The 21558-nt window shown below is 67.5% G+C and carries 23 protein-coding genes; 13 read left to right on the forward strand and 10 right to left on the reverse strand.

The features are described 5' to 3' along the window. The first annotated feature begins 16 nt into the window (after positions 1-16). Positions 17-622: a thioredoxin family protein gene (locus VG561_RS06980; RefSeq protein ID WP_014648687.1), complete on the forward strand. Its 606-nt coding sequence runs from the start codon at positions 17-19 to the stop codon at positions 620-622. A gap of 227 nt (positions 623-849) precedes the next feature. Continuing rightward, positions 850-1989 (forward strand): hypothetical protein, encoded by a 1140-nt coding sequence (locus tag VG561_RS06985; protein ID WP_049404535.1) that lies wholly within the window; start codon positions 850-852, stop codon positions 1987-1989. A gap of 80 nt (positions 1990-2069) precedes the next feature. Here the strand turns inward: VG561_RS06985 and VG561_RS06990 are convergent, their stop codons facing one another. Beyond that, positions 2070-2564 (reverse strand): MarR family winged helix-turn-helix transcriptional regulator, encoded by a 495-nt coding sequence (locus VG561_RS06990; protein WP_014648685.1) that lies wholly within the window; start codon positions 2562-2564, stop codon positions 2070-2072. A 129-nt stretch (positions 2565-2693) separates the two neighbouring features. Between VG561_RS06990 and hppD the strand changes: the two genes are divergently transcribed. Further along, the gene (gene hppD, locus VG561_RS06995; protein WP_014648684.1) at positions 2694-3806 is read left to right on the forward strand and encodes a 4-hydroxyphenylpyruvate dioxygenase; all 1113 of its coding nucleotides are present in this window, start codon (positions 2694-2696) and stop codon (positions 3804-3806) included. 85 nt (positions 3807-3891) lie between these two features. Next, complete coding sequence (hmgA, locus tag VG561_RS07000; protein ID WP_032957134.1) at positions 3892-5190, forward strand: homogentisate 1,2-dioxygenase; 1299 nt, start codon at positions 3892-3894, stop codon at positions 5188-5190. Between the two features lie 84 nt (positions 5191-5274). Here hmgA and VG561_RS07005 read toward each other — a convergent pair whose 3' ends face one another. After that, complete coding sequence (locus tag VG561_RS07005) at positions 5275-5817, reverse strand: hypothetical protein (protein ID WP_423179489.1); 543 nt, start codon at positions 5815-5817, stop codon at positions 5275-5277. 125 nt (positions 5818-5942) lie between these two features. Here VG561_RS07005 and VG561_RS07010 point away from each other — a divergent pair, with 125 nt between their 5' ends. Together VG561_RS07010 and VG561_RS07015 are read left to right on the forward strand one after the other, a co-directional pair. After that, positions 5943-6599, forward strand: a complete 657-nt coding sequence (locus tag VG561_RS07010) for a hypothetical protein (protein WP_032957138.1) — start codon at positions 5943-5945, stop codon at positions 6597-6599. 72 nt (positions 6600-6671) lie between these two features. After that, a complete protein-coding gene (locus VG561_RS07015; protein ID WP_014648680.1) occupies positions 6672-7631 on the forward strand; it encodes a sodium:calcium antiporter in 960 nt (319 codons plus the stop codon). 74 nt (positions 7632-7705) lie between these two features. Here VG561_RS07015 and VG561_RS07020 read toward each other — a convergent pair whose 3' ends face one another. The 8 genes from VG561_RS07020 to VG561_RS07055 form a co-directional block, all read right to left on the reverse strand. Next, entirely contained in the window at positions 7706-8095 is a 390-nt protein-coding gene (locus VG561_RS07020) for a Na+/H+ antiporter subunit G (protein WP_014648679.1), read from the reverse strand. Then, entirely contained in the window at positions 8092-8376 is a 285-nt protein-coding gene (locus tag VG561_RS07025) for a K+/H+ antiporter subunit F (protein WP_006399171.1), read from the reverse strand. Before VG561_RS07025 ends, VG561_RS07020 begins: the two co-directional genes overlap by 4 nt. Further along, positions 8373-8879, reverse strand: coding sequence for a Na+/H+ antiporter subunit E (locus tag VG561_RS07030; RefSeq protein WP_423179490.1), 507 nt, complete (start codon positions 8877-8879; stop codon positions 8373-8375). The genes VG561_RS07025 and VG561_RS07030 overlap by 4 nt, the downstream gene beginning before the upstream one ends. Beyond that, positions 8876-10411, reverse strand: coding sequence for a monovalent cation/H+ antiporter subunit D (locus tag VG561_RS07035; protein ID WP_049404530.1), 1536 nt, complete (start codon positions 10409-10411; stop codon positions 8876-8878). Before VG561_RS07035 ends, VG561_RS07030 begins: the two co-directional genes overlap by 4 nt. Next, positions 10408-10800, reverse strand: coding sequence for a Na+/H+ antiporter subunit C (locus tag VG561_RS07040; RefSeq protein WP_005419863.1), 393 nt, complete (start codon positions 10798-10800; stop codon positions 10408-10410). The genes VG561_RS07035 and VG561_RS07040 overlap by 4 nt, the downstream gene beginning before the upstream one ends. Next, positions 10800-13628: a monovalent cation/H+ antiporter subunit A gene (locus tag VG561_RS07045; RefSeq protein WP_049440037.1), complete on the reverse strand. Its 2829-nt coding sequence runs from the start codon at positions 13626-13628 to the stop codon at positions 10800-10802. Before VG561_RS07045 ends, VG561_RS07040 begins: the two co-directional genes overlap by 1 nt. A gap of 333 nt (positions 13629-13961) precedes the next feature. Next, positions 13962-14447 (reverse strand): DUF962 domain-containing protein, encoded by a 486-nt coding sequence (locus VG561_RS07050; protein ID WP_423179491.1) that lies wholly within the window; start codon positions 14445-14447, stop codon positions 13962-13964. Between the two features lie 99 nt (positions 14448-14546). Beyond that, entirely contained in the window at positions 14547-15473 is a 927-nt protein-coding gene (locus tag VG561_RS07055) for a phosphoribosylaminoimidazolesuccinocarboxamide synthase (protein WP_423179492.1), read from the reverse strand. Between the two features lie 144 nt (positions 15474-15617). On the opposite strand from VG561_RS07055, the gene VG561_RS07060 reads away from it, so the two are divergent. From VG561_RS07060 to VG561_RS07090, 7 genes are all read left to right on the forward strand, one after another. Beyond that, on the forward strand, positions 15618-15947 hold the full coding sequence (locus VG561_RS07060) for a J domain-containing protein (RefSeq protein WP_005411327.1): 330 nt from the start codon (positions 15618-15620) through the stop codon (positions 15945-15947). A 57-nt stretch (positions 15948-16004) separates the two neighbouring features. Further along, positions 16005-16682, forward strand: a complete 678-nt coding sequence (gene rpe, locus VG561_RS07065) for a ribulose-phosphate 3-epimerase (protein ID WP_006474082.1) — start codon at positions 16005-16007, stop codon at positions 16680-16682. Between the two features lie 12 nt (positions 16683-16694). Then, positions 16695-17177 (forward strand): GNAT family N-acetyltransferase, encoded by a 483-nt coding sequence (locus tag VG561_RS07070; RefSeq protein ID WP_014648672.1) that lies wholly within the window; start codon positions 16695-16697, stop codon positions 17175-17177. 224 nt (positions 17178-17401) lie between these two features. Beyond that, a complete protein-coding gene (gene yegS, locus VG561_RS07075; RefSeq protein WP_423179493.1) occupies positions 17402-18331 on the forward strand; it encodes a lipid kinase YegS in 930 nt (309 codons plus the stop codon). A gap of 299 nt (positions 18332-18630) precedes the next feature. Then, positions 18631-20106, forward strand: coding sequence for an anthranilate synthase component I (gene trpE, locus VG561_RS07080; RefSeq protein ID WP_423179494.1), 1476 nt, complete (start codon positions 18631-18633; stop codon positions 20104-20106). A gap of 67 nt (positions 20107-20173) precedes the next feature. Then, positions 20174-20953 (forward strand): SIMPL domain-containing protein, encoded by a 780-nt coding sequence (locus VG561_RS07085; protein WP_111205884.1) that lies wholly within the window; start codon positions 20174-20176, stop codon positions 20951-20953. A gap of 2 nt (positions 20954-20955) precedes the next feature. After that, positions 20956-21543 carry an anthranilate synthase component II gene (locus tag VG561_RS07090; RefSeq protein ID WP_014038739.1) on the forward strand — a complete coding sequence of 196 codons (588 nt, stop codon included), beginning with the start codon at positions 20956-20958 and terminating at the stop codon, positions 21541-21543. Positions 21544-21558: the final 15 nt, after the last annotated feature.

The following is a 21558-nucleotide window of genomic DNA, read 5'->3' on the forward strand; positions in this document are numbered from 1 at the left end:
TGAGAGGGTAGAAGGCATGCGCAGCAAGCTCGGTGGTGCAATGGTGGTGGTCTGTGCGGCGCTGATCGGCGCCTGTTCGCAACCGCAACCGCCTGCCGCCGCCGAGCCCACGCAGCCCCTGGATACCCGACCCACCGAGCCACCGGTTGCTGACCCCAGCGAACCGGTGGCCTCGGGCAACACCCCGGTGGCGGCGGACATCGCCGCCATCGCCGGGCTCGGCGCGCAGTTCGACCCGGCCCGCAACCCCGCCGACGACCTGGCCACCGCCAAGGTGGAAGCCCAGCGTGGCAAGAAGCGGATCCTGCTGGAGGTCGGCAACGCCGCCTGTGAGCGCTGCCGGGCGCTGGACGACGTGGTGGAAGGCAACGGCGACCTGCGTCGCTTCCGCGATGCCCACTACGTGTGGGTGAAGGTCAACGCCAGCGACGAGCAGCCCAACACCGCCTTCTTCGCCCAGTACCCTGTGATGGCGCGCGACTACCCGTACCTGCTGGTGCTCGATGCAGATGGCGGCCTGCTGGTATCGCAGGCCACCGGCGAGCTGCGCAGGGGCGAGGCGTTCCAGCCTGCGCGGGTGAGTGCCTTCCTCAAGCAGTGGGCGCCTGACAAACCGGAATAGGGTAGTGCCGGCCGCTGGCCGGCATGCTCTGGTGGGTGCCGACCGCTGACCGCCCACCCCGGTGGGTGCCGACCGTTGGTCGGCACTGAGGCGCATCCACGCCTGGCGCGGATCTACTGCGCGCACCGTCACACTCTCTGAATCGGCGTCTCAACTTCACCGTGAGCACGCCGTTACCGGCAAGGACCTCAGTCGACATCCCGTCGATGCAACCTTCCAGAACGCCCATGCACAGCGACCACGCCGAACGATTGCCCGAACCCGCCAGCGACCTGGCCGAGGGTGGGGCAGGCGAGGGCGTGACCCTGCCAGCGCAGGAGGCCCTGCTGGACGACGCGGGCACCGGCGAGGACGCCGTTGAACTGGCGCCGCCACGCCATCGCCTGCCGCAGATCGCGCTGCCCGACAACGTGGTGCTGAAGGGGGCGGTGCAGAAGCTGGTCGAGCAGAAGTCCCGGCTTGATGCGCTGGCCGCCGAAGGCCAGCTGGCCGGGCTGCTGCCGCCCGAATGGCAGGGCCACGGCGCGCGCGCGATCGAGCTGTCCACCTTCATCCAGGGCGTGCTGCCCTTCCTGCAGACCGGCGAGCGTGGCGAGACCGCCCCCGCGCGACTGCCGGTGCGCCATGTGTTGGGTGACGACAGCCGCTGGGGCCTGGACGATGTGGCCGAACCGAAATCACTGGCGTGGTATCTGGCCAGTGACGAGCGCGCCACGGCCGGCAGCAAGGACGTCGCCGAGGCGTATCTGGTGGGCGCACTGGGCTTGGCGTGGATGCAGGAAGGTCGCAGCCGCCCCGGCTTCCTGCGCGCGATGGGCCAGGACAGCCTGGCCGCGCGGGTGACCATGCTCGGCTATCCGCCGGCCAACGAACTGGCGCTGTACAGCGTCACTGCGCACGGCCAGCCGCAGATCTGGTGCGTGCACGGGCGCCGCCGCATGCGCCCGCTGGTGGCGCCGTGGTTGAGCGTGCCGCTGCTGACCGCCTACGGCGTGCCGGCGCCGGTTGCGTGGCCGTCCAGCTTCCCGCCGGTGGAAGCGGTGGCCGAGCTGCTGGCGACCGCCCGCCTGGGGCGCGCGCTGCCGGAAGTGGACCTGGCCAAAGCCGTGGCGAAGATCGCCGAGGACGCCGCCTCTGACGCCTGGCAGCCGGTCAGCCTGCTGCAGCTCAACACCTGGTCACCGCGCTGGCACTTCTTCCTGGGCACCTTCGTCGGCCTGCCGTCGTTGCTGCTGGTGGCGGCGGCGCTGGCGCTGCCGGGGGCGGTCGAAGCAGCGACGGTGGCCGCCTCGCTGGGCTTCGCCGGCGGCGCCATCGCAGCACTGGCCGTGCCGTGGATCCACGCACGCCGCAAGCACCTCAGCTGAAAAAAGGGGACGGAGGGGATTAAGCCGCAATCAGCACAGGTGTGCCTGATGCGACTTAATCCCCTCCGTCCCCTTTTCTTTCAGACGCCTTCGCCCATCCGCTCCAGGCCTTCGCCGGCCAGGCGAAGGATCAGCTTTTCCAGCACCTGCTCTTCCTCTTCGCTCAGCACCGACATCAGCTTGCGGGTGATCTCGATCACCATCGGCGCGATGGTCTCGTACACCTCGAAACCGGCGGCCGACAGCGCCAGCACCGAGCGGCGGCGATCGTCGCCGTGGGTCTCGCGCTTGATGAAGCCGCGCTCCAGCAGGCGGGCCACGGCGCGGCTGACCGCCACCTTGTCCATCGCCGTGCGGTCGGAGACCTCGCTGGCCGAGGAGCCCGGGTACAGCGCCAGGATGGTGATGACCCGCCACTCGGGGATCGCCAGACCGTAACGATCGCCGTACAGCTTGGCGATGTTGCCGCTGACCCGGTTGGACAGCACGCTCAGCCGGTACGGCAGGAACTGTTCCAGGTCGAGCAGGACGTGCGAGGCACGCAGGCGGGTCGAAACGGGATCGGCGGGGCTCATGTTGCGGTGCACCTTGCTGGTGGTTTCAAGTGTAACTATAAGGGGTGGGTCCAGACCCTGCATTCTCGCCGGGTCCCTACCTGCCCGCACCTGGTTTGTACCGATGCGGTACCGATTCGGAGCCACGCCATGAATACCGCAGTCCCGACCGCCTCGCATCCCAACCCCGGCATGCAGGTCACCACCTTCGAGAACCCGATGGGCATCGACGGCTTCGAGTTCGTCGAATTCGCCGCCCCGGCCGGCCGTGGCCAGGAGCTGCACGAGTACTTCCGGAAGATGGGCTTCAGCGCGGTGCTCAAGCACAAGCAGCGTCCGATTACCGTCTATCGCCAGGGCGACGTCAACTTCCTGGTCAACGAAGACCCCGATTCGTTCGCCGCCGACTTCGCCGAAAAGCATGGCCCCTGCGCCTGTGGCTTTGCCATCCGCTTCAAGAAGCCGGGCCAGGAGGTCTACCAGACCGCGCTGGGCAACGGCGCCGAAGCCATCGCCTTCAAGCCGGACAGCAAGGCGGTCAGCGCGCCGGTCATCAAGGGCATCGGCGACTGCATGCTGTACCTGGTCGACCGCTATGGCAGCGCCGGCAGCATCTACGACGGCGACTACGAGCCGATCGCAGGGGCCGACCTGCACCCGTTCGGCTTCGGCCTGACCTTCATCGACCACCTGACCCACAACCTGTACTTCGGCAACATGCAGCAGTGGTCGGACTACTACGAGCGTCTGTTCAACTTCCGCGAGATCCGCTACTTCGACATCAAGGGCCTGAAGACCGGCCTGGTGTCCAAGGCGATGACCGCACCGGACGGCATCGTGCGCATCCCGCTGAACGAATCGTCCGACCCGAAGAGCCAGATCAACGAGTACCTGGACGCGTACAAGGGCGAGGGCATCCAGCACATCGCCTGCTTCACCGAGAACATCTACGAGACCGTCGAAGCGATGCGCGCGCAGGGCGTGGATTTCCTCGACACGCCGGAAACCTATTTCGACGTGATCGACCAGCGCGTGCCGAACCACGGTGAAGACGTGGCGCGCCTGGCCAGGAACAAGATCCTGATCGACGCCGATCCGGAAACCCACCAGCGCAAGCTGCTGCAGATCTTCACCCAGAACTGCATTGGCCCGATCTTCTTCGAGATCATCCAGCGCAAGGGCAACGAAGGCTTCGGCGAAGGCAACTTCACCGCGCTGTTTGAAAGCATCGAGCGCGACCAGATCCGCCGCGGCGTGCTGTAAGGTCCGCAGGCAATGTCGGCGTCCCGCCGGCATTGCCTGTCCGAATGGTAGTGCCGGCCGCTGGCCGGCAATCTCTGGAGTTCCCATGTCCCCCGCCATCACCGCCCGCGGCTACCAGTCCGGCTTCGGCAACGAATTCGCCACCGAGGCCGTCGCCGGCGCGCTGCCGGTCGGGCAGAACTCACCGCAGAAGGTGGCCCACGGCCTGTACGCCGAACAGCTGACCGGCACCGCCTTCACCGCGCCGCGCGGCAGCAATCGCCGCAGCTGGCTGTACCGGATCCGCCCGGCGGTGACCCATGGCGAGTTCACTCCGTTCGCGCAGTCGCAGCTGCAGTGTGATTTCGGCGCACAGCCGGCTTCACCGAACCAGCTGCGCTGGAGCCCGCTGCCGTTGCCGGAGCTGCCGACCGACTTTGTCGAAGGCCTGTACACGATGGGTGGCAACGGCTCGCCCGACGCGCATGCCGGCGTGGGCATCCACCTTTATGCTGCCAACCGCGACATGGTCGGCCGCTACTTCTACGACGCCGACGGTGAACTGCTGATCGTGCCTCAGCTGGGCGCACTGCGCCTGCTGACCGAGCTGGGCGTGATCGAGATCGAGCCGCAGCAGATCGCGGTGATCCCGCGCGGCGTGCGGTTCCGCGTGGAACTTCCCGATGGCCCGAGCCGCGGCTACATCTGCGAGAACTACGGCGCGCTGCTGAAGCTGCCCGACCTTGGCCCGATCGGTTCCAACGGCCTGGCCAACCCGCGTGACTTCGAGACCCCGCACGCGGCGTTCGAGGATGTCGATGGCGATTTCGAACTGATCGCCAAGTTCGAGGGCCGCCTGTGGCGCGCGCCGATCGACCATTCGCCGCTGGACGTGGTGGCCTGGCACGGCAATTACGCGCCGTACCGCTACGACCTGCGTCGCTTCAACACCATCGGTTCGATCAGCTACGACCATCCGGACCCATCGATCTTCCTGGTGCTGCATTCGCCCAGCGACACACCCGGCACCAGCAACATGGACTTCGCGATCTTCCCGCCGCGCTGGCTGGTGGCGCAGAACACGTTCCGCCCGCCGTGGTTCCACCGCAACATCGCCAGCGAGTTCATGGGCCTGGTGCATGGCGCCTACGACGCCAAGGCCGAAGGCTTCGTGCCGGGTGGCGCATCGCTGCACAACTGCATGAGCGGTCATGGCCCGGATGCGCCGACCTTCGACAAGGCCTCCAATGCCGATCTGTCCAAGGCCGATGTGATCAAGGACACGATGGCCTTCATGTTCGAGACCCGCGCGGTGATCCGCCCGACCGCGCAGGCGCTGGCCGCCGGCCATCGCCAGGGCGATTACCAGCAGTGCTGGAACGGCCTGCGCAACAACTACCGCTGACCCGGAAAAGGGGACGGAGGGGATTAAGCCGCAATCAGCACACGTGTGCCTGAAACGACTTAATCCCCTCCGTCCCCTTTTTCTTCAGGCGGCCTCGGTGAACGCGTCGCAATGCTCCAGCGGCAGCGCTTCCAGCAGGCGTTGCCGCACACGCTGGCAATAACCCTCCGAGGTTAGCCCGGGCAGCATCTGCATCGCCGAGTGCAGCACCTGCAGTACTTCACTTTCGGCGCGCGCCTGCTGCAGGTCGCGGAACAGCGCCGCCGCCTGCGGGTGGCGCTGCAGTTCCAGGATGCCCAGTACATAGATGCGCGCGGCCACCAGCGAGCGGCGGCGCTCGCTGCCGGTTGCGGGTGCAGCCGGTGCCGCAGCCGGCGTGGCGGGTGCCGGTGCTGCCGCGTCTGCGGGTGGTGGCGGTGCGGCTGTGGCGCCGGTACCGGTGCTCAGGTAGCCGGCCTGCACCAGCTGGATGACCATGGCGGGCGCGTCCTGGCCGAGCAGGCCGGTCAGGTCGGCGATGCTGCGCTGGCCGTCGCACAGGATCAGCAGCCGGCGCTGGCGCATGTCCAGCGGCGCACGATGGGCCTGCAGCGCGGTTCGGGCGAGTTCGGTCTTGCGCGGTTGCATGGAAGGGACAGCCAAGTCGGTGCACGCCGAGCCTGAACGAAGGCGATGAAACCGCGATGACAATGCAGCGCCTGCACACGGGATGGGCTAGCGTGCAGCCATCTTCGTGCCAGGGAACCGCACCGATGAAGCACCTTCCGCTTGCTGGTCTGTTGCTCCTTTCGCTCACCGCCTGCAGTGCTGGCCCCGACAAGCAGGGGGCGGCCGGCAGTGGCAGCGACACCCCGGCCGAAACCGCCTCGGCGACCGGGCCCGCGCAGTCGGCGGATCCCGACCTGGCCGCCCGCCCGGCCAACGACCTCCGCAAGGACAGTCCAGCGCGCCTGGACGGCTTCGGCGGTGCAACGCTGGGCGCCGGCATCGCCGAGGTCCGCAGCGGCTTCGGCACGCCGCTGCAGGGACTGGGCACCGACGCCAATGGCAAGCCCCTGCCGGCCGACGACAGCAACGACGGCTGCTACTTCCTGCGTCCGCAGGGCGCCGAAGACCCTCGCCTGATGATCGAGGCACGCAAGCTGGTGCGCTATGACGTGCGCAGTGCGGCGATCGTCGCCCCGGGCGGCGGCAAGGTCGGCATGACCCTGGGCGAGCTGCAGGTGCTGTACCCAGAGCGCGCGGACGTCGGTCCTGACAAGTACGACGAGAAAGCGCAGCACCTGCGCGTGCGGCCGGCGCAGGAAGGCGGGGCGGTCATCGACTTCGCGCTCGGCGCCGATGGTCGGGTCAGCGCCTGGCGCGTCGGCCAGACCCCGCAGGTCGATTACGCCGAAGGCTGTGGCTGATCCTTGATCCACCGCCCAGCCATGCGCTCGGGCCAAGCGTAGAATCGCGCCACCACTGCTGGGGAGTGCTCGATGATCGCCATTGCCATTGCCTGGTTCCTGCTCGGCCTGCTGTTGCTGGCGCTGGGCGGGGATTCCATCGTCAAGGCCGTGTCCGGCCTGGCCCAGCGCTTCGGGGCCAGCCCGTTCACTGCCGGGCTGCTGCTGCTCGGGGTGACCACCTCGTTGCCGGAACTGGCGGTCAATGCGCGCGCGCTGGCGGTCGGCCAACCGGAGCTGGCACTGGGCAATGCCGTGGGCAGCAGCATCGTCAACCTGGGCTTCACCCTGGCGGTGGCAGCCATCGCCGCGCCCCTGTTGCTGCGCGCGCGCCTGCAGACGGTGCTGTGGTGGTCGCTGCTGGTGGCCGGCGTGCTGCTGGTCCTGTTCGGGCTGGATGGTCGCCTGGCGCGCTGGGAAGGCGGCGTGCTGGTGGCAGGCTTCATCGTCATGCAGGTGCTGCTGCTGCGCCGCGGCCGCGTTGAGCGTGCCGAGGTGCAGGCCGCCATCGCCGAGTCCGCCCTGAGCCGCACCAGCCTGCCGTTGAACGTGCTGCGGGTGCTGATCGCAGCGCTGACGCTGTACTGGGGCGCGCGCCTGGTCGTGGGCGCCGCCGCTGACTTCGGTGCCGCGCTGGGCTGGACACCGCTGCTGGTCGGCCTGCTGCCGGTGGCGATCGGCACCGCACTGCCGGAGGTGGCAACCGCAATTGCTGCCGCGCGTCGCGGCCACGGCGACATGGTGCTTGGCCACGTGCTGGGCTCCAGCGTGGTCAACCTGCTGCTGGTGATCGGGGCGATGGCGGTGTTGCAGCCGTTGGCGTTGCCGGCCTCGTTCGTGCGCCTGGAACTGCCGGCACTGCTGGCGTTCGCCCTGGTGCTGTACCCGATGCTGCGTGGCGATCTGAAGATCAGCCGCAGTGAAGGCGGAATCCTGCTGGTCGCGTTCGCCGGCTGGTTCGTGCTGGAGCTGCTGCTGGTCGGCGCGGCATGAGGTAGTTCCGGCCGCTGGCCGGTAACCTCACTGCCTCTGACGGAACCCTTGCCACTGCCGGCCAGCGGCCGGCACTACCGGTTCTGCGTGGCTTCCTCTTCCCGCGCCGGTTCCGGCGGCGGAAGCTGTTCCTCGGCAGCCGGCTCGTTGCCCGGCAGGCTGGGACGGGTTTCCATCAGCAGCGACAGCGCCGCCTTGGCCATCATGTGGGCGCTGATCGGCGCGGTGATGAACAGGAATACGGTGATCAGCAGCTCGCGCGGCTGCGGGTCCTGGCCCAGGAAGATGTGGTAGCAGACCGAGCACACCAGCACGCAGCCCACGCCGAGCGTGCTGGCCTTGGTCGGCGCGTGCAGGCGCTTGAAGAACGTGGACAGCTTCACCAGCCCCAGTGCGCCGACCAGGATGAAGAAGCAGCCGAACAGCAGCAGGATCGACAGGCCGATCTGGATCGCGGTGATCATTCGACGATGTCCCGGCGCAGCACGAACTTGCTCAGCACCACGGTGCTGCCGAAGCCGAGCATGGCGATGACCAGTGCGGCTTCGAAGTAGATCGCGGAGTTGAGGTACATGCCGAACAGCATCAGCTCGGCAATGGCGGTCACCGACAACGTGTCCAGTGCGAGGATGCGGTCGGGCACGGTCGGTCCGCGCAGCAGGCGCCAGGTGGCCAGCAGCATGGCCAGGCCGACCACGTGCATGCACACCACCAGCGTGGTCTGGATGATCTGGAATCCAGTCATGGGAAGATCTCCATCAACGGCGCCTCGTAGCGGCGCTTGATCGTATCGATCAGGTCCTGTGGGTCCTCCAGGTGCAGCACGTGCACCAGCAGGAACTTGCGGTCGTCGCTGAGCGCGGCCGAGACCGTGCCCGGGGTCAGCGTGATCATGCTGGTCAGCGCCGCGATGCCGTGGATGTTGGCGATGTCCAGCGGCAGCCAGATGAAACCGGGGTGAATCTTCTTCTCCGGGCCCAGCACCTGCAGGGCCACGCGGATGTTGGACATCAGGATGTCCCACAGGGTCACGCACACCAGCCTGGGCAGCGGCCGCAACGTGCCGATGCGCGCGAACTCGCGGTCCAGGCGTGCGGCGAACAGCGGCACCACCACGCCCAGCACCAGCCCCAGCACGATCTGGCCGAGGGTGAAGCTGTCGGACATCAGCAGCCAGAACGCCACCACCATGATGCTGAGCATTGGCGAGGGAATCAGGCGACGGAACAGGGAGCGCTGGGCGGTCATGGCTGGCGGATCTCCGGTGCGGTCGCGCGCAGCTGCTGCACGTACTCGCTGGGTTGCAGCAGCTGTGCGGCGGTGGCGTCGGTGTAGCGCATCAACGGTGCAGCGGCCAGGGTCATGGCGATACCGTAGGCCAGCAGGATGCACGCGGCGTACAGCTCCACCCGGCGCAGAGGAGCCTTGCGCGGCTTCGGTGCCTCCGGATCGACAGGCGGCACGCGCCAGAACAGGCGGATGCCGCCGCGGGTCAGGCCCATGATCACCAGCAGGCTGCTGACCAGCACCGCGGTCCAGACCGGAGCGGTGTACTGCGCCGGCATGCCGGCCAGCAGTGCGGCCTTGGCCAGGAAACCGGACAGCGGCGGCAGGCCGGCCACCGACACCGCGCCGATCAGGAACAGCACGGCGGGTGTCTCCTTGCCCGGCATCGGCGCGACCACTTCCTTGCGGTCGCTGGCACCGCCGCGACGACGGCGGATCAGGTCGGCGATCAGGAACAGCGCGGCGGCGACGAAGCTGCTGTGCGGCAGGTAGTACAGGCCGGCCGAGAGCACCTGCGGCGTGCCCACCGAGAAGGCGATGAACAGCGTGGCTGCCGACACGATCACCAGGTAGGAGATCAGCACGCGCAGGCGGGTCGCGGCGAGGGCGCCCAGGCCGCCCAGCACCAGCGTCGCCACACCGGCCCACAGCAGCCAGTCACGGCCGTAGCCGGCCATCGCGCCGGCATCGTCGCCGAACCACAGCATCTGGATGCGCAGCACCGAGTACAGGCCGACCTTGGTCATGATCGCGAACAGCGCAGCCACCGCAGCCGGTGCGCGCGAATAGGCTTCCGGCAGCCACAGATACAGCGGCATCAGGGCGGCCTTGGCGCAGAACACCAGCAGCAACAGGCCCATCGTCGCCTTCACCAGGGTCAGCTGCGCCGGCGGTACTTCGGCGATGCGCTGCGACAGCTCGGCCATGTTCAGCGAACCCAGCGTGGCGTACAGCAGGCCCAGCGCGATCAGGAACAGGGTCGAGGCGGTGACGTTGAACACCACGTAGTGCAGGCCGATGCGCATGCGCAGGCCACGGCCACCACTGAGCAGCAGGCCGTAGGAAGCGATCAGCATCACCTCGAAGAACACGAACAGGTTGAAGATGTCGCCGGTCAGGAACGCACCGTTGAGGCCGACCAGCTGGAACTGGAACAGCGCATGGAAGTGCGGTGCGCGGCGGTCCCAGCCCGAGCAGGCGTGCAGCAGGCAGGGAATGGCCAGCAGCAGGGTGGTCAGCAGCATCCACGCCGAAAGCCGGTCGGCCACCAGCGCGATGCCCAGCCGCGACGGCCAGTCGCCCAGCAGGTAGACGTTGATATCACCGCCCGCGGTCGACGCGAACAGCAGGCCCACCGCCAGCGCCAGCGCCGACAGTGCGGTCCAAGCCACCGCGCGCTGCACCCTGGGGCCGTAGCGGCGGTGTTCGACGAACAGCGACAGCGCGGCGCCGAGCAGCGGAATCAGGATCGGCAGGATCACCAGGTGGTTCATGCGCGGTCCTCGCCCTGCCGTGGCGGCACGCGCTCATCCTGCAGGTCGTCATCCGGCTCGTGCGCGTCCACATGGTCGCTGTGGTTGTCGCTGCGGCTGCGCATGGCCAGCACGATGCTCACCGCGGTCATCGCGAAGGCGATCACGATCGCGGTCAGCACCAGTGCCTGCGGCAGCGGGTCGGTGTAGTTGCCCAGGTGGCTGTCCACGCCCTCCTGCAGCACCGGCGCCTTGCCCAGCACCACGCGGCCACCGGCGAAGATCAGCAGGTTGGTCGCATAGGACAGGAAGGTCATGCCGAGGATCACATCGAAGCTGCGCGCACGCAGCAGCAGGTAGATGCCGATGGCGGTCAGCACGCCGATCGCGGTAGCCAGGGCCAGTTCCATCAGTGCATCTCCCCGGTGCGTGCCGAGCGGCGTTGCAGGTCGATCTCACCCTTGCGGGCGGTACGGGTACGCGATGGCTTGATCGTGCCCATCATCGACAGCATCAGCATGGCACCGCCGAACACCACCAGATAGACCCCGATGTCAAAACCAATCGCACTGGCCAGCGGCACGTCGCCGATCAGCGGCAGGTGCAGGTCGAGGTGGCCGCTGGTCAGGAACGGCACGCCGAACAGCATCGACGCGCTGCCGCTGAGCAGGGCGATCAGCAGGCCCATGCCGATGCAGCGGATGTAGTCGAAGCCGAAGCGCGACTCCACCGACGCAGTGCCCTGGATCACGTACTGGATCAGCAGCGGCACCGCCAGCACCAGGCCGGCGATGAAGCCGCCACCCGGCGCGTTGTGGCCGCGCAGGAACAGGAAGATCGACACGGTCAGGGTCAGCGGGAACATGATCTGGGCCAGGTCGGCCGGCACCGGCAGCTTGATCGGCGGGCCGGGCATGATCTGCTCCGGCGCCATCCGCGTGCGCCGCAGCAGGGCATGCACCACCAGCGCGGCGATGCCGAACACGGTGATCTCGCCGAAGGTATCGAAGCCGCGGAAGTCGACCAGGATCACGTTGACCACGTTCTGGCCATAGGCCTCGGGCAGGGCACGGGCGAGCAGCTCGCCGGCCATGGTGTTCGGCGGCAGCGTCATCGCGGAATAGGCCAAGGCGCCAAGTCCGGCACCGGCGATGATCGCGATCACCGCGTCACGGCGCTTGCGCCAGCGCGGCCGCTCCGGCCCGGACTGCGCAGGCAGGTAGTTCATGCCCAGCAGCATCAGCACCAGGGTCACCATCTCCACCAGCAGCTGGGTCAGGGCCAGGTCCGGCGCGGACAGGAACACGAAGGTCAGCGCCACCATCAGGCCGACGCCGCCGACCAGCAGCACCGCCAGCAGGCGCTGCTTGTAGATACGCAGGGTAGCCACCGCGCAGGCCATCATCACCAGCCACAGCGCCCAGCCCAGCAGCGGGATCGGCTGTGGCCTGGTCCAGTTCGGCGAGGCGGGGTTGGCCACGAACGGCGCGGCGGCGGCCACGATCGCCACCAGCACCAGGCCCAGCAGCATGCGCTGAAGGCTGCCGTTGGCGATGCCGTTGGTCAGGCGCATGGCCAGTGCGGAGATCGCGTCCAGCTGCGCATGGAACACATTGCGGCCAGTGCTGACGTTGGTCACGGCGTGCAGGTTGATCAGCTTGCGCAGGCCGAAGTACAGCGCCACGCCGCCGATCACGCCGATCGCGCTCATCGCCAGCGGCAGGTTGAAGCCGTGCCATACCGCCAGGCTGTACTCGGGCATGGCGTCGCCGAGGATCGAGGCCGCAGCGGCGTGCAGCACCGGCGCTACGGTCAGTGCCGGTGCCACGCCCACCGCCACGCAGATCACCACCAGCAGTTCCACCGGCACCTTCATCCAGCGCGGCGGTTCGTGGGGCACGCGGTCCAGGTCGTGCGGGCCGGGGCCGAAGAAGGTGTCGTGCACGAAGCGCAGGCTGTACGCCACCCCGAATACGCCCGCCAGCAACGCTGCGATCGACACCGCCGTGCGCATGATTCCCGGGCCGCCGGCCGTGATCGCTTCGGCGAACAGCATTTCCTTGGACAGGAAGCCATTGAGCAGGGGGATGCCAGCCATCGCCAGCGAGGCGATGATCGCCAGCGCGCTGGTAAACGGCATCAGCCTGCGCAGGCCTCCCAGCTTGCGCATGTCTCGGGTACCGGTCTCGTGGTCGATGATGCCGGCGGCCATGAACAGCGAGGCCTTGAAGGTGGCGTGGTTGAGGATGTGGAACACGCCGGCCACCACCGCCATCGGCGTGGACAGGCCGAACAGCAGGGTGATCAGGCCCAGGTGGGAAATGGTCGAGTACGCCAGCAGGCCCTTCAGGTCATGCTGGAAGATCGCATTCCAGGCGCCGATCAGCAGGGTCAGTGCGCCGATGCCGCTGACCGTGTAGAAGAACAGGTCGCTGCCGGCCAGTGCCGGATGCAGGCGCGCCAGCAGGAACACGCCGGCCTTTACCATGGTGGCCGAGTGCAGGTAGGCCGAGACCGGGGTCGGCGCCGCCATCGCGTGCGGCAGCCAGAAGTGGAACGGGAACTGCGCGCTCTTGGTGAAGATGCCGGCCAGTACCAGGAACAGGGCGTAGGGGTACAGCGCGCTGGCGCGGATCTGCTCGCCAGCAGCCAGCACCACGTCCAGGTCGAAGCTGCCGACGATGCGGCCGATCAGCAGCACGCCACCGAGCAGGGCCAGGCCACCGCCACCGGTAATCACCAGCGCCATGCGTGCGCCTTCGCGGGCGTCCTGGCGGTGCGACCAGAAGCCGATCAGCAGGAACGAACTGATGCTGGTCATTTCCCAGAAGATCATCAGCAACAGCAGGTTGCCCGACAGCACCATGCCCAGCATGGCGCCCATGAACAGCAGCAGGTAGCAGTAGAAGCGGTGCGCGTTGTCCTGCTGGCTCAGGTAGTAGCGCGCATACAGCACCACCAGCGCGCCGATGCCGAGCACCAGCCCGGCGAACATCCAGGCCAGCCCGTCCAGTCGCAGGGTGAAGTCCAGCCCGATCTGCGGCAGCCAGGGCACCAGGGTGCGGACCACCTGGCCATCGAGCACCGACGGGGTCAGCCAGCCGAGGATGGCCAGCCCGCCCAACGGCGCCAGCGCCGCCAGCCAGGCAGCAGTCGAGCGCGAACTACGGGGGAAGGCCGCAACAGCCGCTGCCATCAGGAACGGCAGGGCCAGCAGCAGGGGCAGGCTGGGGAGCATGCAGGGAATCCATGATTCACGAGCAGGTCAGGGAGGATAACAGGCTGCGAAATGTCGCCGAAACCCATCGAACAGCGATCAATTGCATGTAACGTTCGCTGATTCATTTTTTCTGCGATGCAACATCACATTCCTGCATCCCTTCCCTGGCTGCCCTCGGGGGACACCCTACGCCCACGCAGGGAGACCGCAGGCCCTGTCGCACAGGGGCTGCCGTCGACGGGCGGGCAATGGGGAGCGGATCACCGGCGCAGGCTGGCAGGGCTCCCGTGGACTACGGGTGACGGAATCCGCCCGTTCAGGAAACGACGGCCGCTGTCGGCCGCCGCCAGGTCAGTAGCGCCAGTCCAGCTTGCGGTAGAACTTGGCCATCACCCAGGCCGGGCCGATCAGCAGGTAGGTCAGGTCGGTCAGGAAGCTGGGCTTGCGGCCCTCGAATTTGTGGCCGATGAACTGCGCGATCCAGGCCACCACGAACACGCCCACCGCCAGCCAGCGCAGGGCATGCAGGCCGATCTCGGCCTCCAGCAGCCGGCACAGGCAGCCGAACACGAAGAACTGGATGAGCATGCCGATGCCCAGCGGGCGCGACAGCTTGTTGTAGAAGCACCACGCGCTGAACATCGCCAACGCCGACCAGATGCCGTACTGGAACCAGGTGATCAGCGGCGGCAGGCACCACAGCAGGGCCACCACCGACCACAGGATCGCCGGGACCGCCACCACGTGGATGCGCTGGTTGATCACATTGCGGTGGTCGTCGGAGTAGCTGGCGAAATAGCGGTCGATCGGCCGCGCAAGCTGGGTGGATGTCTGCATGCTGCGTCGCTTCCTCGGGCAACGGTAGTGCCGGCCGCTGGCCGGCACTACCGCGATCAGAGCGCCCCCCGCCTTTCCGGCCGGGGGGACGCGGGGGGATCAGTCGACGCTGATCCCGGCCAGGCGCTGCAGCGCCTCGGCGTACTTGGCGCGGGTGCGCTCGATGATCTCGGCCGGGATGCTCGGGCCCGGGGCGGTCTTGTCCCAGTCCAGCGTCTCCAGGTAATCGCGCACGAACTGCTTGTCGTAGCTCGGCGGGCTGGTGCCCACTTCGTATTCGTCGGCCGGCCAGTAACGGGAGGAATCCGGCGTCAGCATCTCGTCCATGATGTACAGGCGGCCATCGGCGTCGGTACCGAACTCGAACTTGGTATCGGCCAGGATGATGCCGCGCTCGCGGGCGTAATCGGCCGCGAACTTGTAGATGCGCAGGGTGGCGTCGCGCACGCGCTCGGCCAGTTCCGCACCGACCTGCTTCACCATCGCATCGAAATCGATGTTCTCGTCATGGTCGCCGACGGCGGCCTTGGTCGAGGGGGTGAAGATCGGCTCCGGCAGCTGCTCGGCCTGGCGCAGGCCGTCGGGCAGGTCGATGCCGCTGACCTTGCCGGTGCGCTGGTAGTCCTTCCAGCCGCTGCCGATCAGGTAGCCGCGGGCGATCGCTTCCACCGGCACCGGCTTCAGCTTGCGGGTGACCACCGCACGCTTGGCGTACAGGGCTGGGTCCACGCCTTCGGGCAGCACGCTGGCCACGTCGATGCCGGTCAGGTGGTTGGGCATCAGGTGCGCGGTCTTGGCGAACCAGAAGTTGGAGACCTGGCAGAGCATCTCGCCCTTGCCCGGAATCGGGTCAGGCAGCACCACGTCGAACGCCGACAGGCGATCGGTGGCGACCATCAGCAGGTACTCGCCCGGCGGGGTTCCGGCTGGCAGCCGCTCGCGCGGGATATCGAACACATCACGCACCTTGCCGCGATGGCGCAAGGGCAGGCCGGGGAGATCGGATTGCAACAGCGTGGTTGGCACGGGCACTCCTGGGGCGTTGTCGATACGGCTGCTGCCCAACGGACCCGGCGGGCCCGCTGACCAGCGGGCGGCCTAGTGTAAAGCGGTCCGGGCCCGCTGTGACGTAAAATGAGCGTCCATTTCGTCGGTCGACCCCGGAGCGCCATGCGCTGGTACGGAAAACTGCTCGGATTCATCGCCGGCGCCCTGCTGTTCCGGCCCAATCCGCTGTTCGGCGCGGTGGTCGGCCTGTTGATCGGCCACGCCTTCGATTCGGACTGGTTCCGCCTGAACAAGGAGAACCCGTACCGGGAGCTGGGGCTGACCTCCGAGGCCACCGATGCCGAGGTCGAGCGCGCCTACCGCAAGCTGATCTCGCAGTACCACCCCGACAAGCTGGGCGGTGCCGCCCCCGAGCTGCAGCAGCAGGCCGAGCAGAAGTCGCGGCGGATCAATGCCGCCTACGACCGCATCAAGACCCTGCGCAAGCGCTGATTCCAGAGTCCCGCCTGCGGGCGGGAGAACCTTTTCCCCGTTCCGAAGGCCCCGGCCATGTCCAACTGCCTCATCGCCCCCTCCATCCTGTCCGCCAACTTCGCCCGCCTCGGCGAGGAAGTCGACAACGTCCTCGCCGCTGGCGCGGACTGGGTCCACTTCGACGTGATGGACAACCACTACGTGCCGAACCTGACCATCGGCCCGATGGTCTGCCAGGCGCTGCGCAAGCATGGCGTCACCGCGCCGATCGACGTGCACCTGATGGTCGAGCCGGTGGATCGCATCATCCCGGACTTCGCCGAGGCCGGTGCCACCTACATCAGCTTCCACCCGGAGGCGAGCCGCCACGTGCACCGCACCATCCAGCTGATCCGCTCGCTGGGCTGCAAGCCGGGCATCGTGCTCAATCCGGCCACTCCGGTGGACATCCTCGACTGGGTGCTGGATGACCTGGACCTGGTGCTGCTGATGTCGGTCAACCCGGGCTTCGGCGGCCAGGCCTTCATCCCCTCGGCGCTGGACAAGCTGCGCGTGGTGCGCAAGATGATCGATGCCAGCGGCAAGGACATCCGCCTGGAGATCGATGGCGGCGTGAAGGCCGACAACATCGGCGAGATCGCCGCTGCCGGCGCCGACACCTTCGTCGCCGGTTCGGCCATCTTCAACGCCAGGACCAGCTACCAGGATGTGATCGCGCAGATGCGCGCCAACGTCGCTGCGGCACGGGGCTGAGCCATGAGTACGGTGGCCGTGTTGAACATCCGCCCGGCCACCGTCGCCGATGCGGGACTGATCCTGCATTTCATCCGCGAGCTGGCCATCTACGAGAAGGCCGAGCATTCGGTGCAGACCGATGAGATCGGCATCGCCGAGAGCCTGTTTGGTCCCGATGCCACGGCACGCGCACTGATCTGCGAAGCCGACGGCGAGGCCATCGGCTATGCGGTGTATTTCTACAACTATTCCACCTGGCTGGGCCGCAAGGGCATCTACCTGGAAGACCTCTACGTCAGCCAGGAAAAGCGCGGTGCGGGCGCCGGCAAGGCACTGCTGAAGTACATCGCGCGCCAGGCCGTGGCCGAGGGCTGCGGCCGTTTCGAATGGTCGGTGCTGGACTGGAACACCCCGGCCATCGAGTTCTACACCGCTGCCGGTGCCAAACCGCAGGACGAGTGGACCGTGTACCGGTTGCAGGGCCAGGCGCTGCACGATTTCGCCAACGGGTGAGATGACGTGCATCCACGCTTGGCGTGGATCTACTGCTGGGCAAAAAAAAAGCCACGCCAATCACTGGCGTGGCCTCGCTGCATGCGTGGGAGGCTGATCCTGCCTCCATCCATCGTCCCTGCTATGGCCTTCCATTCTCCAGCAACTGAATGACACCTGCGTGACATTCACCGCGGGCAAACAGCGCATTGCTAGCCTGTGCCACCCCCTCCTGGAAGTACCGCATGACCACCCCGCGCTGGCGCCTGATCCTCAATGGCAAATCCGCAGGCAACGAGGAACTGCGCGAGGCTGTCGGCCATTGGCGCGGGCAGGGCGTGCAGCTGGACGTGCGGGTGACCTGGGAGGACGGTGACGCCGAACGCTACGTGGCCGAGGCCATCGATCATGGCGTGGACGTGATCGTTGCCGCCGGTGGCGATGGCACGCTCAGCGCGGTGGCCGAAACCCTGGCGCATCGTGAGGAAGCGGCGGATGCGCTGCCCTCGCTGGCGCTGATCCCGATGGGGACCGCCAACGATTTCGCCACGGCTGCGGGTATTCCGACCGAGCCTGAGGGCGCGTTTGCGTTGATCGGACAAACCACGCCGCGTGCCATCGATCTGCTGCGCGTGGATGCCGATGGCACGCCCTGGTGGTGCGCCAACCTCGCCAGCGGTGGCTTCGGCACGCAGGTGACGGTGGAGACCGATGCCGGCCTGAAGAAGATGCTGGGCGGGCTGGCCTATGTGATCACCGGCATCGCCAAGCTGGGCCGCATCGAGCCGATCACCGCGCGGCTGTCCGGCCCGGATTTCGCGTGGGAAGGCGACTTCATCGCCCTGGGGATCGGCAATGGCCGGCAGGCCGGCGGTGGCCAGCAGTTGTGCCCGCAGGCCGTGATCGACGATGGGCTGCTGGATGTCACCGTGCTTCCGGAACTGGAAGGTGAGGTCACCGCCACGCTCGGCCAGATGCTGAAGTCGGGCACCCAGGCGGCGCTCGAACAGCTGGCCACGCGCGCGCGGCTGCCGTGGCTGCAGGTGGAGTCCGAGCGCCCGTTGACCCTCAACCTGGACGGCGAACCAGTCCAGGCCCGCCAGTTCCGCATCGCGTGCGTGCCGGGCAGGGTGCGGATGTACCTGCCGACCGGATGCCCGTTGCTGGCCGGGTAGGGGGTAAAGTCGACTGTTGGTCGACTGCTTTTCGTTCCGACGGCGTAAAACCCCGCGCTACGCGCGCAAGTCGACTTACAGTCGACTCTACCGGTCCGCGTCGTCGGTTCCCGTGGCCGGCCCCTCCCGTCCCGTGGTTCAGTTTCCCAGGGTTCCCCTCCCGCCCCGGCTGCGATACAGTCAGGGGGTGTCCAGCCTGACGACCCCGCATACCCTTTCTTCCGCACGCCGTTGGTGGCGATGGTGGCCCGTTGCCGTCGTCCGCCCCCATAACGCTGTGTCCCGGAAGGAAAGTCGTCTTGAACTCGCACGCTCAGTTTCAGCAGCAGGCCGCTGAAGGCCACACCCATATTCCCGTCGTCCGTGAAGTGCTGTCCGACCTGGACACGCCGCTTTCGGTCTATCTGAAGCTCGCCGACGGCCCCAATACCTACCTGTTTGAATCCGTCGAAGGCGGCGAGCGCTTTGGTCGTTACTCGATCATCGGCCTGCCGGCGCGTCGCGTGTACGCCTTCCATGGCCACACGCTGACCGTGCGCGAAGACGGCCAGGTGGTGGACACCCGCGACGTGGCCGACCCGTTCGCCGAGGTCGAGGCGCTGCGCAGCGCCCACTCGGTGCCGAAGCTGGAAGGCCTGCCGGGCTTCACCGGTGGCCTGGTCGGCTGGTTCGGTTTCGAGTGCATCGGCTACATCGAGCCGCGCCTGGCCCCGCCGGCCGGCCGCGATGAGCTGGGCACGCCGGACATCCTGCTGCTGGACTCCAACGAGCTGGCGGTGTTCGACAATCTCAAGGGCCGGCTGTACCTGATCGTGCACGCCGACCCGCGCGTCGAGGGCGCCTTCGAGCAGGCCCAGGCGCGCCTGGATGCACTGACCGCCAAGCTGCGTGCACCGGGCGCCGGCTATCCGGCGCCGCTCAACAGCGACGTGCTGGACGAATCGGATTTCGTCTCCGGTTTCACCCGCGAAGGGTTCGTCGATGCGGTCCAGCGCAGCAAGGAATACATCCGCGCCGGTGACATCTTCCAGGTGGTGCTCAGCCAGCGCCTGAGCGTGCCGTTCAAGGCGCGCCCGGTGGATGTGTACCGCGCGCTGCGTGCACTGAACCCGTCGCCGTACATGTACTTCCTGGATGTCGGCGACCTGCAGGTGGTCGGTTCATCGCCGGAAATCCTGGTACGCCTTCAGGATGGCGAAGTCACCGTGCGCCCGATCGCCGGCACCCGCCCGCGTGGCGCCACGCCCGAGCTGGACCTGGCGCTGGAAGCCGAGCTGCTGGCAGATCCGAAGGAACGCGCCGAGCATCTGATGCTGATCGACCTCGGCCGCAACGATGCCGGCCGCGTCTCGAAGGCAGGTACCGTGGAGGTGGGCGAGCAGTTCGTGATCGAACGCTACAGCCACGTGATGCACATCGTCAGCGAAGTGACCGGGCAGCTGCAGCCGGGCCTGAGCTATGCCGACGTGCTGCGTGCCACCTTCCCGGCCGGCACGGTCAGCGGCGCGCCGAAGATCCGCGCGCTGGAAGTGATCCGCGAGCTGGAACCGATCAAGCGCAATGTCTACGCCGGCAGCATCGGCTACATCGGCTGGCATGGCGATGCCGATACCGCGATCGCGATCCGCACCGCGGTGATCAAGGATGGCCGCCTGTACGTGCAGGCCGGTGCCGGCATCGTCTACGACTCGGACCCGGACAAGGAATGGGACGAGACGATGAACAAGGGCCGCGCGCTGTTCCGCGCCGTCGCCCAGGCCGCCAAGGGCCTGTGATCCTCCCCGTGCCGTGGCCTGCGCCGCGGCACCTTCCGCTGTTCCCATTCAAGACAAGGAGTACCGCATGAAGCTGCTGAGCGCATTGCTGTGGTCGTCACTGCTGGCCACGATGGCCCCGTCTGCGTGGGCGCAGGCCAACACGATTCCCCCGCAGCCGCACCTGCTGGTGAAGGGGCAGGGCAGCCGCACGGTGATGCCGGACCGGTTCGGCCTGCAGTTGAACATCGAAGAGACCGACATGGACGCCGACGCCGCGCGCCGCCGCGTGCAGGACAACGTTGCCCGCGTGCTGGCACTGTTCAAGCAGCACAAGGCGGTGGAGGGCAGCGTGCGTGCGGACAACCTGCGGATCGGCCCGGCCACGCGCTATGAGCAGAACCGGCAGGTCTTCATCGGTACCCGCGTATCGCGCCAGCTGCGTGCCAGCTTCGCCAGCGTGAAGGCGATGCAGGATGTGCTGGGGGCGTTGAAGGCCAACGAGAACGTACAAGTGAGCAGCCTGGCGCCGACCTATTCGGGCGAAGTGGCGCTGCGCCGCGAACTCAAGGGCGAGGCAGCGGCCCAGACCCGCGAGTCCGCGCTGGGCCTGGCCAAGGCCTATGGAACAAGAGTGCGTGGCCTGTACAGCATCTCCGATGTGGCGCCGAACTTCGCCTATGGCGTGCAGGCGGGCAATTGGCCCAGCAGTGGGGATCTGGTGACGCCGCCCTCGCCGCCTGCGCCCGAGGCACCGATGAACAGCATCGAGACCACGGGCTCGCGCCTGCGCGAGTCGGTGGAAGCCGGCCCCATCACCTACACCGAAAACGTGTACGCCATTTTCCTCATAAGCGACGGAACCTGACCATGTTGTGGATGATCGACAACTACGACAGCTTCACCTACAACCTCGTGCAGTACCTGCAGACGCTGGGCGCCGAGGTGAAGGTGGTGCGCAACGATGCGATGAGCGTGGACGAGATCGCCGCGCAGAAGCCCGAGCGCATCGTCATCTCGCCCGGCCCGTGCACGCCCAACGAAGCAGGCGTGTCGCTGGAGCTGATCCAGCGCCTGGGCCCGACCACGCCGATCCTCGGCGTCTGCCTGGGCCACCAGGGCATCGGCCAGGTCTACGGCGGCACGGTCATCCGTGCCGGCAACATCATGCACGGCAAGACCTCGCCGATCCGCCATGAAGGCAAGGGCGTGTTCGCCGGCCTGCCGGACCGCTACCAGGCCACCCGCTACCACTCGCTGGTGGTGGACAAGAACAGCCTGCCCGATGTGCTGGAAGTGACCGCCTGGACCGAGAACGACGACGGCTCGATCGAAGAGATCATGGGCCTGCGCCACCGCCAGTTCCCGGTGGAAGGCGTGCAGTTCCATCCCGAATCCATCCTCACCGAACACGGCCACGCCCTGCTGCGCAATTTCCTGCAGCGTCCGGCGGCCTGATCCAAGGAGCATTCC

The organism is Stenotrophomonas sp. CASM110, from assembly GCF_049384345.1.
Taxonomy (GTDB): Bacteria; Pseudomonadota; Gammaproteobacteria; order Xanthomonadales; family Xanthomonadaceae; genus Stenotrophomonas; species Stenotrophomonas muris.